Raw genomic sequence first — 12,805 nt, forward strand, 5'->3', positions numbered from 1 at the left:
CTCAGCCCTCCTTGACCAGGCCGAGGTCGCTGAGGACCTCGGCGGTGGCGTTGTAGTAGCGCACGTAACCGGTACAGCGGCAGATGTGGTGGCCGAGGCTGGCCTCGATCGCCGACTCCAGCTCGCTTTTCTTCAGCGGCTGGCGCTGGGCCTTTTCCACCAGCACGGTGGCGGCGTTGACGAAGCCCGGCGCGCAGTAGCTGCACTGGAAGGCGAAGCGCTCGACGAACTTCTGCTGGATCGGGTTCAGCTCGCTCACCTGGCCCTGCGCATCGCGCTTGGCGTGGCCTTCGATGGTGCGCACCTTCTTGCCGTCGAACCAGTTGGCGCCGGTGATGCAGGTGCGCACTTCCTCGCTGGTGCCGTCGGGGTTGTCGACGATCACCACGCAGGCGTGGCAGATGCCCTGGCCGCAGCCCAGGCGCGAGCCGGTGAGGTTCTGGTATTCGTGCAGGTAGTCGATCATCGGCAGGTCTTCGGGGACCTCGACCGGGCCGACGCCTTGACCGTTGAGGGTCAGCTGGAGCTTAGCCATTGAGGGCCTCCTTGATGCGGGCGGGGGTGGCGGGCAGGTCGCGGACGCGCTTGCCGATGGCGTGGGCGATGGCGTTGCCCACGGCGCCGGCGATGGGGATCATCACCACTTCGGCGATGCCCTTGGACGGGTCGCTGGGCGACAGCGGCGGGAGGATCTCCGAGGTCTGCTGCCACACCGCCACGTCCTTGGCGTGCGGCAGGCGGTAGCGGTTGAAGTTCCAGTCGCCCTCGGCCGGGCCGCCCTCGTGCAGCGGCATTTCCTCCAGCAGCGCGTGGCCCAGACCCATGGCGGTGCCGCCCTCGATCTGGCCCTTGACCAGCTCCGGCACCAGCACCCGGCCGCACTCGACCCAGGAGTGGTGGTTGAGCACCTGCACCTCGTGGCTGCCCTTGTTGACCTTCAGCTCCACCAGGGTGGCCACCGGGCTGTAGTAGGTGACCGCGGCGTTGTTCAGCTGCACCGGCGGGTAGTTCACGTTCCTGCGGTCCAGCAGGTGGAAACCGGCGCTGGTCATCTGCGCCTTCTTCGCCTGCGGCGCGCCGTCGCCGTACTTCACCGCCAGGCCGTCCAGCGGCAGGCGCTCGCTGACGCCGTCGATGCTGAACTCGCACTCGGCCCAGCTCCAGCGGTTGAAGGCGTGCACCGTGGCGCCGGTGACCAGGCCGCGCTCGTGGGCGCGTTTGGCCAGCACGGCGAAGGGCAGCGGCTGCATGCCGTTGGCGGTGAGTTCGCCGTTCACCCAGTGGGCGTCCTCGCGGCGCACCACGTAGGGGTTGGCCTGGCCGCCGTAGGGGCCCTGGCGCCAGATTTCCAGGGCCGCCGGCCACAGGCCGTGGTTGAACAGCACGCGCGCCGCCTCGCGGGTGGCGTGGCTGAAGTAGTAGGCCGAGTTGGTGGCCGAGGACGCCGAGGCGTACTTGCCCACCCAGCGCGGGTTGCGCAGCTTCTCGTCCTGGGTGGCCTGACTCATGGTGTAGGGGTCTTCGCCGCTGAGCAGCTGCAGCTCCGGCCACTGCGTCTCGGCGGTCTTCACCTCGTCCGCCGGGCGGCCGAGGAAGTCGGCGGCCACCAGGGCCTGGGAGGTGGACATGCCGGTGCCGATCTCGATGCCGATGTGGCGCAGCTGGATGCGCCCTTCGGCGTCGAACTCCAGGCTGGCCATGGGCGCCTCGGAGCCGGTGCCGAAGTCCTTCTGGCAGATGGCGAAGCCGACGCCGTACCAGTTGTCCGGGTCCTGCGCGTCGAACTGCTGCTTGCGCTCGGCGCGGTTCTTCCACACCTCGTGGGCGGCGGCCTTGTCGAGGATCTCGTGCAGGCGCAGGGCGCCGGCGGGCACCGCGCCCTGGGTGTTCTTCATGCCCGAGACCAGCGCGTTGCGCCGGCGCAGTTCGATGGGGTCGACGCCCAGGCGCTCGGCGATCTCGTCCACCATCATCTCGGTGGAAGCCATGCTCTGCAGGGTGCCGTAGCCGCGCATGGAGCCGGCCTCGACGCCGCGCGAATGGTAGGCGGTGGCCTGCAGGTCGCTCTGCGGCATGTAGTAGATGGACTGCGCGGCGGTGGCGCCCACGGCGGCCACCGAGGCGCTGTAGTTGGCGCGGCCGCCGCCGTCCAGGCTCATCTCGGCGCGGAAGATGCGGAAGCCCAGGTCCTTCTTGTCCACCGCCAGTTGGTAATGGATGTCGAAGGCGTGGCGCTTGATGCCGCTCTGGAACTGCTCGTAGCGGTCGTTGGCCAGGCGCACTGGCACGCCTTCGCCGTACAGCGCGGCGAGGGCCGCGTAGTAGACGAAGATGTTGTGGTCCTTGGAGCCGTAGCCGACGGTGTAGCCGGGGTGGATGTTCAGCGTGGCCAGGCCGAAGCGCGACGGCGCGATCATGTGCACCGTCTCGTAGGCGGCCTCGAACGGGCACTGGCTGGCGACCACGAAGTGCAGGGTCTTGCTGGCCGGGTCGTACCAGCCGTTGCCGTTGTCCGGTTCCAGCGCGGCGGGCTCGATGGACGGCGTCCTGTAGCGCTCGTCGAAGACCAGCCAGTCGGCCGGCGGGTTGTCCACCTGGTCCTTGATCTTCTGCGCGTAGAACAGGCCCTGCTCGGTGAGGTTGCCGTGCTGGCTGGGCTGCTGGTCCCACACCGGCTTGCGGTTGCGGATCATCGGGAAGAGGATCGAGGCCTTGAGGCTGGAGAACTCGTCCTCGTCGGCCGAGGTCTTCCCGCCCACCCGCACGTAGCGGAAGCTGCCGTAGGGGTCGCCCTGGTACAGCGGCGCCTGGGCGCCGTAGCGGATAGCCTTGTCGTTGAACTTCAGCTTGAGCTTGGCCCGGCGGAAGCGCTCGAAGTCATGCCAGATGAGGATGGCCACCGGGTGGCCGATGAACATCGGCACCTTGCCGGTAGGCAGCAGCGGGTCCGGCCCGTGGGCCTCGGGGAAGGCGATGCCGTCTTTGGCCAGGTCCTCGGCGGTGACGATGCGGTCCGGCTGCAGGTCGTCGCCCAGCCAGGCGAGGTCGTAGCCTTCGTAGATACGGTCGGCCTTGAGCGTCTTCAGCAGCATGGCGTGGCCCTGCTGCTGCGGCCAGCCGGGCATGTCTTTCGCGCGGATGTCACGGGCGAACACCTTGTTGCCGCAGACCTTGGAAATGGCGTCGTTGCGCAAGCGCACCTTGCCGTCATGGCCGAGCCACTGCTCGGCCGGCACCGTCACGCTCTTCTCCATCAAGGCAGCGAAAGCCCGGCTGCCCAGCGGCGCCAGGGTGACGCTCACGCCGGCGATCAGACCGCCCTGGAGGAAGGCGCGCCGGGAGATATCACGGTTGGACATGGATCATCCTCTGGGCGGTGCACTACCCGCCCATGTCGTTATGGAGTTCTGGAACCGGCGGAACCGAGGCGTGGAACGGCGCGACGACGGCGTTGCGGGCCGCGTCGTCCTACGGAAAATCCTGACCGATACGTCAACTTTACCCAAATCGCACGCCTCAGGCAAAAGTTAAGCAGGGCGGTCAGCGAACCGAATGCGCCGTGGCCGTCCACTCGTCTGAAGGAAAATGCCTACCGAATTTGTTACGGCGTGCTACGCTCACCGGCCTTTGCTTAGCTCCCTAACCAGTCGTCCGCGCACCATGTCCGCCGAAGCCACCTCGCTGCTCCGCCACCGTCCCTTCCTCGCCTTCTGGCTCGCCCGCGTGTGCACCGCCAGTGGTTTCCAGATGCTTACCGTGGCCATCGGCTGGCACATGTACGAGCTGACCCACAACGTGCTCGACCTCGGCCTGGTGGGCCTGGTGGAGTTCCTGCCGCGGGTGCTGTTCATGCTGCACACCGGGCACGTCGCCGACCGCTACGACCGGCGCAAGGTCGCCGCCCTGTGCCAGGTGGCCCAGGGCCTGGTGGCGCTGGCCCTGGTGCTGGGCGCCAGCACCGGCAGCGTGACCCGCGAGATGATCTTCGTGCTGGCCTTCCTGCTCGGCAGCGCGCGCTCCTTCGAGATGCCGACCACCCAGGCCCTGCTGCCGAACATCGTGCCCAGCGCCCTCTTCCCCCGCGCGGTGGCGGCCTCGGCCTCGGCCATGCAGGCGGCGACCATCGCCGCGCCGGCCCTGGGCGGCCTGCTCTACGCCTTCGGCGCCTTCTGGGTGTACGCGCCGACCACGCTGCTGTACTTCATGGCCTGCGCGCTGTCGCTGAGCCTGCAGGTGCGCCGGCAGAACGGCATCCAGGGCAAGGCCAGCCTGGCCTCGCTGATGGCCGGCATCCATTTCATCCGCAGCCGCCCGGACATCTTCGGCGCCATCTCCCTGGACCTGTTCGCCGTGCTGCTGGGCGGCGCCACCGCGCTGCTGCCGGTGTTCGCCAAGGACATCCTGCTCACCGGCCCCTGGGGCCTGGGCCTGCTGCGCTCGGCACCGGCGCTGGGCGCGCTGCTGATGTCGTTCTGGCTGGCGCGCTTCCCCATCGAGCGCAACGTCGGGCGCATCATGTTCCTGGCGGTGGGCATCTTCGGCGTGGCGACCATCGCCTTCGGCCTGTCCACCTCCTTCTGGCTGTCCCTGGGCGTGCTGGTGGTGCTGGGCGCGGCGGACATGATCAGCATGGTGATCCGCGGCGCCTTCGTGCAGCTGGAAACCCCGGACGAGATGCGCGGCCGCGTCAGCGCGGTGAACGGGCTGTTCATCGGCGCCAGCAACCAGCTCGGCGAGTTCGAGTCGGGGCTGACGGCGCATTGGTTCGGCACGGTGCCGGCGGTGGTCATCGGCGGCGTGGGGACGCTGGTTGTGACCGGGGCGTGGATGAGGCTGTTTCCGACGTTGGCGAAGAGGGACAAGCTGCACTGAGGCGCTCTTCGTAGGAGCGAGCTTGCTCGCGAACGGCGTTTCCCTGTCGCTACAGCGCCTGAGGTTGACTCCGCTCCCTCTCCCTAACCCTCTCCCTGAAGGGAGAGGGGACCGTTGGGCAGAGTCGGGCGTTCTGGAGTTAGCCGGCAGGTATGGTGTTTCCGGCGGAAACCATATCGTTCTCGGCACGGACTAGCCCCCTCTCCCTTCAGGGAGAGGGCTGGGAAGAGGGCGCTCTGAAACCCGAACTCCAGAATCGCCGGGGAACTCTGTTCGCGAGCAAGCTCGCTCCTACGAAAAGCCCAAAAGCCCCCCAATAAAAAAGCCCCCGCCAAAGCGAGGGCTACAGGCGCCCGAAGGCGCCCAAGTGGGAGTCTCAGTGCGGCGTCCCCAACCCCGCCGCATTCATCAACAGGCGCATCAGCCACGCCGCCACGCCCAGCGCAGCGACGCTGCCCGCCCAGATCAGCACCAGCCAGCCCAGGCGCTTGTACAGCGGTGCCTTCACGGTTTGCGGTTTCATCGCCCGGCCCTCAGTGGTAGCCATCGCCGTGCTTCACCTTGCCGCGGAACACGTAGTAGCTCCAGGCGGTGTAGCCGAGGATGAAGGGGATGATGAACAGCGCGCCCACCAGCATGAAGCCCTGGCTCTGCGGCGGCGCCGAGGCGGCCTGGATGCTCACCCCCGGCGGGATGATGTTCGGCCACAGGCTGATGCCCAGGCCGCTGTAGCCGAGGAAGATCAGCACCAGGGTGAGCACGAAGGGCAGCGCGTTGTCGTTGCGCGCCACCGAGCGCAGCAGGGCGTAGAAGGTCAGCAGCACCAGCAGCGGCACCGGGGCGAACCAGAACAGGTTGGGCAGGCTGAACCAGCGCTGGGCGATCTCGGCGTGGGCCAGCGGCGTCCACAGGCTGACGATGCCGATCACCGCCAGCAGCACCAGCGCCAATGGCCGCGCCAGGTCGTGCATGCGTTCCTGCAGCTTGCCCTCGGTCTTCATGATCAGCCAGGTGCAGCCCAGCAGGCTGTAGGCCACGATCAGGCCCAGGCCGCAGAACAGCGGGAAGGGCGCCAGCCAGGCCAGCGAGTCGCCGGCGTACTGCCCGTCGACCACCGGCAGGCCCTCGATGAAGGCGCCCAGCGCCACACCCTGGAAGAAGGTCGCCGCCAGCGAGCCGCCGATGAAGGCCTTGTCCCAGATGTGCCGCTTGTGCGCCTTGGCCTTGAAGCGGAACTCGAAGGCCACGCCGCGGAAGATCAGCCCCACCAGCATCAGCACCAGCGGCAGGTACAGCGCCGAGAGCACCACCGAATAGGCCATCGGGAAGGCGCCGAACAGCCCCGCGCCGCCCAGCACCAGCCAGGTCTCGTTGCCGTCCCACACCGGCGCCACCGTGTTCATCATCACGTCGCGGTCGCGCTCGTCCTTGAAGAACGGGTAGAGCATGCCGATGCCGAGGTCGAAGCCGTCCATCACCACGTACATCATCACGCCGAAGATGATGATCACCGCCCAGATCAGCGGAAGGTCGATACCCATGCTCAGTTCCTCCCCGCCGGGTGGTCGTCATCCTCGTCGAAGCCCTCGGCGGTGGCCGACAGCGGCCGCGCCGCGGTGCGCTGGCGACCGGCGCCGCCCTCGTTGTGCTCGCGGCCCTCGTCGGTGACCGGGCCCTTGCGCACCAGGCGCATCATGTAGCCGATGCCCACGCCGAACAGCGAGAAATACACCAGCACGAACATCACCAGGGTCAGGCTCATCTGCAGGGTGCTGTGGTTGGACACGCCGTCGGCGGTGCGCATCAGCCCGTAGACCACCCAGGGCTGGCGGCCGACCTCGGTGGTGAACCAGCCGGCGAGCAGCGCCAGCAGCCCCGAGGGGCCCATCCACAGCACCAGGCGCAGGAAGGCGCGGTTGCGGTACAGCCCCTCGCGCCAGCGCAGCCACAGGCTCCAGACGCCGACCAGGATCATCAGCATGCCCAGGCCGGCCATGATGCGGAACGACCAGAAGACGATGGTGGAGTTGGGCCGGTCCTCGCGCGGGAAGTCCTTCAGCGCCGGGATCGGCTCGGTCAGGCTGTGGCGCAGGATCAGGCTGCCGAGCACCGGGATCTCGACCTTGAAGCGGGTTTCCTCGCGCTGCATGTCCGGCCAGCCGAACAGGATCAGCGGCGTCGGGCCGCCTTCGGCGTTGTCCCAGTGGCCTTCGATGGCGGCGATCTTCGCCGGCTGGTGCTCCAGGGTGTTCAGCCCGTGGGCGTCGCCGATCATGGCCTGGATGGGCGCTACCAGCAGCGCCATCCACATGGCCATGGAGAGCATCTTGCGGATCGCCGGGTTGTCGCGCCCGCGCAGCAGGTGCCAGGCCGCCGAGGCGCCGACGAAGAAGGCGGTGGCGAGGAAGGCGGCTATGGACATGTGCAGCAGGCGGTAGGGGAAGGACGGGTTGAAGATCACCGCCAGCCAGTCCACCGGGATCACCCGCCCGTCGACGATCTCGAAGCCCTGCGGGGTCTGCATCCAGCTGTTGGAGGCGAGAATCCAGAAGGTCGACATCAGCGTGCCCAGGGCCACCATCACCGTGGCGAAGAAGTGCAGGCCCGGGCCGACGCGGTTCCAGCCGAACAGCATCACGCCGAGAAAGCCCGCCTCGAGGAAGAACGCGGTGAGCACCTCGTAGGTCAGCAAGGGCCCGGTGATGCTCCCGGCGTAGGCAGAGAAATGGCTCCAGTTGGTGCCGAACTGGTAGGCCATCACCAACCCGGAGACCACGCCCATGCCGAAGTTCACCGCGAATATCTTCGACCAGAAGTGATAGAGGTCGCGGTAGACCTCCTGGCCGCTCTTCAGCCACAGCCCTTCGAGCACGGCCAGGTAACTGGCCAGACCGATGGTGATGGCGGGGAAGATGATGTGGAAGGAGACGGTAAAGGCGAACTGCATACGCGCCAGTTCCAACGCCTCTAGACCCAACATGACGTTTCCTCTTCAGGGTGACGCCCGTCGTCGCACGCAGCGGGCAACTCGCCGGCCCACGGGAGCCGACAGTTTCAGTGGTGATCCTGGAATCGGATTCTTGTTCGGGCCGGCGGACCTGTGGTCGCGGCGGTACGCCAAGCAAAGACTAGCAGGGCGTGCATTGACGCAGCTCAAGAAAGCCCGTCGATGGTACCCCCGCCCCCGGAAAATGCCGCCGTGGCGGGTTGCCGCGCGGCAGCTTGCCTCAGTCTGAATATGAATTTCAGTCATATAAAAATGAATAAATAATATTTTAATGGAATAAAAAATCCCGGTAGCTTTCGCTCCAACGGCGCCCGCAGAGGCGCCGGAGCCAACCCCCGCCGCCCGCGTCGCCGCCACGAGCGCGACCTGCCCGGCACGCTGCCCTACAAGGACGCCGTCATGAAGAAACTGCTGCTCATCACTGCCCTCGCCGCCGCCTTCAGCGCCTCGGTCAACGCCAACGAGAAACTGGTGGTGGCCGCCACTCCGGTGCCCCACGCGGAAATCCTCGAGCTGATCAAGCCGACCCTGGCCAAGGAAGGGGTGGACCTGGAGGTCAAGGTCTTCACCGACTACGTGCAGCCCAACGTGCAGGTGGCCGAGAAGCGCCTGGACGCCAACTACTTCCAGACCAAGCCGTACCTGGACAACTTCAACAAGGGCAAGGGCACCAACCTGGTCACCGTGACCGGCGTGCACGTCGAGCCCTTCGGCGGCTACTCGAAGAAGTACAAGTCCCTGGCCGAGCTGCCCGACGGCGCCACCGTGGCCCTGCCCAACGAGGGCAGCAACAGCGGCCGCGCCCTGCTCCTGCTGCAGAAGGCCGGCGTCATCAAGCTGAAGGACCCGCACAACGCCCTGGCCACGCCGAAAGACATCGCCGAGAACCCCAGGCACCTGAAGTTCAAGGAGCTGGAATCGGCCCTGCTGCCGCGCGTGCTGGACCAGGTCGACCTGGACCTGATCAACACCAACTACGCCCTGGAAGCCAAGCTCAACCCGGTGAAGGACGCCCTGATCCTCGAAGACCGCAACTCGCCCTACGTGAACTACCTGGTGGCGCGCCCGGACAACAAGGACAGCGACGCCCTGAAGAAACTCTCCGCGGCCCTGACCAGCCCGGAAGTGAAGGCCTTCATCGAGAAGAAATACGACGGCGCGGTGATCCCCGCCTTCTGATCGATGCCCAGCCGGCGGCGCCGCGCAGCGCCGCCCATCCCCCACGCCGGTGAGCATCCGCACCGGCGTTTTCATTTCGAGATCGCGCAGATGAAAGTCCCCCAACCGCTGCTGACCTTCCCCGACGCCGACAAGAGCCCGCTGAGCATCCGCGCCAAGGCGCTGGTGTTCTTCGACCCGCGTTCGCACCAGGTGCGCGACGAGGTCGAGCGCCTGGCCCCGGGCCTGCAGCCGGTGCTGATCCGCGGCGAGACCGGCACCGGCAAGGAACTGCTGGCCCGGCACATCCACCGCGCCAGCGAGCGCCCCGGGCTGTTCGTCGCGGTCAGCTGCAGCGCGCTGAGCCGCAACTTCGCCGAGGCCGAGCTGTTCGGCTACGCCCCCGGCGCCCACAACGGCCCGGTGGGCAGCCGCGCCGGCTGGCTGGGCTCGGCCAACGGCGGCACCCTGTACCTGGACGAGATCGCCGACCTGCCGCTGGCCTTGCAGGAAAAACTCCTGCGCGTGCTGCAGGAACGCGAAGTGCTGCGCGTCGGCGCCCGCGAGCCGATCCCGGTGGACGTGCGCCTGGTGGTGGCCACCAGCATCGACCTGGGCCAGGCGGTGGCGGCCGGCAAGTTCCTAGAGCCGCTGCGGCAATACCTGGTGGACGGCGACCTGGAACTGCCGCCGCTGCGCCAGCGCATCGGCGACATCCTGCCATTGGCCGAATACTTCCTCGGCATCCACGCCCAGCGCCTGGACCTGCCGGTGCCGCACATCGGCGAAGCGACCCAGGCGGCGCTGGAAGCCTACCCCTGGCCGGGCAACATCCGCGAGCTGGAGAACGTCATCCACTTCGCCCTGCTGGTCAGCCCGGGCGCGGAAATCCAGCCGCAGCACCTGAACCTGCCCGAAGCCGCGCCGGCGGACCTGCGCCAGCTGCTGCGCCGGCCCGGCGTGCGCGAACAGTTGCGCGCGTTATTGGAAGAAGACCCGCTCCCGTAACACCGAGCTGCTCTTCTGCTCGCCTGCAATGTAGGAGCAACTGTCTTGCAAGCCGCACCAGAGTGCTTTTCGTAGGATGGGTTGAGCTTGCGAAACCCATGCGGTTGCGCTGATGGGTATCGCTTCGCTCAACACCATCCTACGAAAAGCCATGCGCGCTCCTGCAAGGAGCTCGGCCCCCGCGAAAAATCGGCCCCGCGCCCCGAACATCCGCGAAAAGCGACGAATGGTCGCAGTGAAACGATTCGCCTACCCCGCCGCCGGCAGCAGGGAATCCTGATGGAAAGGTCAAAAACAGGAATTTCTCTGACATTTACATAAAAAAGCAGCCTCATCGACCACACCGATACCGATCATCAGGCGCATCAACTTCTTTTTGTCATGAAGATCAGGGAAAATGGCTGTCAGGCAGTCGGGACCCAATTTCCCCGGCGCCTTTGGAGACTATCGTGACCAGCTTTGCCGCTCTTGCCAGCTTTTTCGCCGCCACCGCTTTCCTCAACGTACCTCAGCAGGTCGATCCGGAACGCCGTGAAGTCCGCCGCGTGAAGCGCCGCCGCAAGTAAAGCAGTACCCGCTCCGCTCGGCCCCCGCACGGGGCCGGCGGCGGGACCATCGGTCCCGAGGATTGGCCCTGGCCCGGCCTTTCGTGTTTATATTGATTGGTTGATCAATTAAAAACACGAGGAACCCCGCCCGTTTTGTCCGCCGTTCCCTCCCCCTCCGTCACCGCGCCACCCATCCCCGCCATGCGCATGAACCCACCGGTCTTCTACGGTGCGGCAGCGCTGATCCTGTTGTTCGTCGCCCTGGTCATCGGCTTTCCCGCCGAGGCCGGCCAATGGCTGCTCGACGCCCAGGCCTGGGCCGCCGCCAACGTCGGCTGGTACTACCTGCTGGCGATGACGCTGTACCTGATCTTCGTGGTGGTCACCGCGCTTTCCGGCTACGGGAAGATCAAGCTCGGTGCCGACCACGACGAGCCGGAATTCAGCTACCTGTCCTGGGCCGGCATGCTGTTCGCCGCGGGCATCAGCATCACCCTGTTCTTCTTCTGCGTGTCCGAGCCGCTGACGCACTTCCTGCAGCCGCCCCAGGGCGCGGCCGGCGGCGCCGAGGCCGCGCGCCAGGCCATGCAGCTGCTGTTCCTGCACTGGGGCCTGCACGGCTGGGGCGTGTTCGCCCTGGTGGCCATGGCCTTGGCCTACTTCGCCTACCGCCACAACCTGCCGCTGGCGCTGCGCTCGGCGCTGTACCCGCTGATCGGCAAGCGCATCAACGGGCCCATCGGCTACACCGTGGACTGCTTCGGCATCGTCGCCACCGTGTTCGGCCTGGGTGCGGACATGGGCTTCGGCGTGCTGCAGCTCAACGCCGGGCTCGACTACCTGTTCGGCGTGGCCCACAGCCACCCGGTGCAGATGACGCTGATCGCCCTGATGATGGGCGCAGCCATCGCCGTGGCGGTGTCCGGCGTGGACAAGGGCATCCGCCTGCTGTCCGACATCAACATGCTGCTGGCCTGCGGCCTGCTGCTGTTCGTGCTGTTCGCCGGGCCCACCCAGCACCTGCTCAACACCCTGGTGCAGAACATCGGCGACTACCTGGGCGCGTTGCCGACCAAGAGCTTCGACCTCTACGCCTATGGCGAGGGCGGCGACTGGCTGGGCGGCTGGACGGTGTTCTACTGGGCCTGGTGGATCGCCTGGGCGCCCTTCGTCGGCCTGTTCATCGCGCGCATCTCCCGCGGGCGGACCATCCGCGAATTCGTCTTCGGCGTGCTGTTCATCCCCCTGGGCTTCACCCTGGCGTGGATGTCGATCTTCGGCAACAGCGCCCTGGACCAGGTGCTCAACCACGGCGCCGTCGAACTCGGCCGGGTGGCCGTGGCGGAGCCGCAGATGGCGCTCTACCAGCTGCTGCAGGACTACCCCGGCAGCCGCGCGCTGATCGCCGTGACCGTGCTGGTCAGCTTCGTGTTCTTCGTCACCTCGGCCGACTCCGGCACCGTGGTGCTCTCCACCCTCTCCGCCCGCGGCGGCAGCGCCGACGACGACGGGCCCAAGTGGCTGCGGGTGTTCTGGGGCCTGGCCACCGCGCTGGTCACCGGCGGCCTGCTGTTCGCCGGCAGCATCGACGCGCTCAAATCAGCGGTGGTGCTCACCTCGCTGCCCTTCTCGCTGATCCTGCTGCTGATGATGTGGGGCCTGCACAAGGCCTTCTACCTCGAATCCCAGCGCCAGCGCGCGCGCAGCCACTCCCTGGCGCCGCCGCTGGCGGCCAAGGCCGGCGGCTGGAAGCGGCGCATCTCCCAGGCCGTGCACTTCCCCACCCGCGACGAGGTGTACCGCTTCCTGGCGGACGTGGTCAGCCCGGCGATGGCCGAGGTCGCGGAGGTGTTCCGCGACAAGGGTCTGCAGGTGGACGCCGACCTCGACCCGGGCAACCTGGAGCTGAGCCTGGAGATCGGCCACGGCGAGCAGCACCCGTTCTACTACCAGGTATCGATGCGCGGCTACTTCACGCCGTCCTTCGCCCGCGCCGGCATGGGCGGCCTGCACCTGAAGAACCGCCGCTACTTCCGCGCCGAGGTGCACCTGGCCGAGGGCAGCCAGGACTACGACCTGATGGGCTACGGCAAGGAGCAGATCATCAACGACATGCTCGACCAGTACGAGCGGCATCTGCAGTTCCTGCATCTGGTCCGCTGAGAAGCCGTCTACGATCCGCCATGCGTCGGCATGGCTGCGTAGACAGTTT

Annotated in this window: 9 protein-coding genes; 4 read left to right on the top strand and 5 right to left on the bottom strand. The window is 67.1% G+C overall.

All coding sequences use genetic code 11. The annotated features are described in order from the left end of the window. Position 1: 1 nt before the first annotated feature. Positions 2-535 carry a (2Fe-2S)-binding protein gene (locus PcP3B5_RS26745; RefSeq protein WP_009613171.1) on the bottom strand — a complete coding sequence of 178 codons (534 nt, stop codon included), beginning with the start codon at positions 533-535 and terminating at the stop codon, positions 2-4. Beyond that, on the bottom strand, positions 528-3,359 hold the full coding sequence (locus PcP3B5_RS26750) for a xanthine dehydrogenase family protein molybdopterin-binding subunit (protein ID WP_061562841.1): 2,832 nt from the start codon (positions 3,357-3,359) through the stop codon (positions 528-530). The genes PcP3B5_RS26745 and PcP3B5_RS26750 overlap by 8 nt, the downstream gene beginning before the upstream one ends. 301 nt (positions 3,360-3,660) lie before the next feature. On the opposite strand from PcP3B5_RS26750, the gene PcP3B5_RS26755 reads away from it, so the two are divergent. After that, positions 3,661-4,872, top strand: a complete 1,212-nt coding sequence (locus PcP3B5_RS26755) for an MFS transporter (RefSeq protein ID WP_061562842.1) — start codon at positions 3,661-3,663, stop codon at positions 4,870-4,872. Between the two features lie 376 nt (positions 4,873-5,248). On the opposite strand, the gene PcP3B5_RS26760 is transcribed toward PcP3B5_RS26755, so the two are convergent. The 3 genes from PcP3B5_RS26760 to PcP3B5_RS26770 are packed head-to-tail and all read right to left on the bottom strand — an operon-like array spanning position 5,249 to position 7,852. After that, positions 5,249-5,395 (bottom strand): DUF2474 domain-containing protein, encoded by a 147-nt coding sequence (locus PcP3B5_RS26760; protein WP_009613174.1) that lies wholly within the window; start codon positions 5,393-5,395, stop codon positions 5,249-5,251. Between the two features lie 10 nt (positions 5,396-5,405). Beyond that, positions 5,406-6,413 carry a cytochrome d ubiquinol oxidase subunit II gene (cydB, locus tag PcP3B5_RS26765; protein ID WP_043318694.1) on the bottom strand — a complete coding sequence of 336 codons (1,008 nt, stop codon included), beginning with the start codon at positions 6,411-6,413 and terminating at the stop codon, positions 5,406-5,408. 2 nt (positions 6,414-6,415) lie between these two features. After that, positions 6,416-7,852: a cytochrome ubiquinol oxidase subunit I gene (locus PcP3B5_RS26770; protein ID WP_058488316.1), complete on the bottom strand. Its 1,437-nt coding sequence runs from the start codon at positions 7,850-7,852 to the stop codon at positions 6,416-6,418. 426 nt (positions 7,853-8,278) lie between these two features. Between PcP3B5_RS26770 and PcP3B5_RS26775 the strand changes: the two genes are divergently transcribed. From PcP3B5_RS26775 to betT, 3 genes are all read left to right on the top strand, one after another. Next, a complete protein-coding gene (locus tag PcP3B5_RS26775; RefSeq protein WP_061562843.1) occupies positions 8,279-9,058 on the top strand; it encodes a MetQ/NlpA family ABC transporter substrate-binding protein in 780 nt (259 codons plus the stop codon). 90 nt (positions 9,059-9,148) lie between these two features. Continuing rightward, the gene (locus PcP3B5_RS26780; RefSeq protein ID WP_061562844.1) at positions 9,149-10,045 is read left to right on the top strand and encodes a sigma 54-interacting transcriptional regulator; all 897 of its coding nucleotides are present in this window, start codon (positions 9,149-9,151) and stop codon (positions 10,043-10,045) included. Positions 10,046-10,800: 755 nt separating this feature from the next. Next, positions 10,801-12,756: a choline BCCT transporter BetT gene (betT, locus tag PcP3B5_RS26785; protein ID WP_058073012.1), complete on the top strand. Its 1,956-nt coding sequence runs from the start codon at positions 10,801-10,803 to the stop codon at positions 12,754-12,756. The last annotated feature ends 49 nt before the right edge of the window (positions 12,757-12,805 follow it).

This window comes from Pseudomonas citronellolis (assembly GCF_001586155.1).
In the GTDB taxonomy this organism is placed as follows: domain Bacteria; phylum Pseudomonadota; class Gammaproteobacteria; order Pseudomonadales; family Pseudomonadaceae; genus Pseudomonas; species Pseudomonas citronellolis.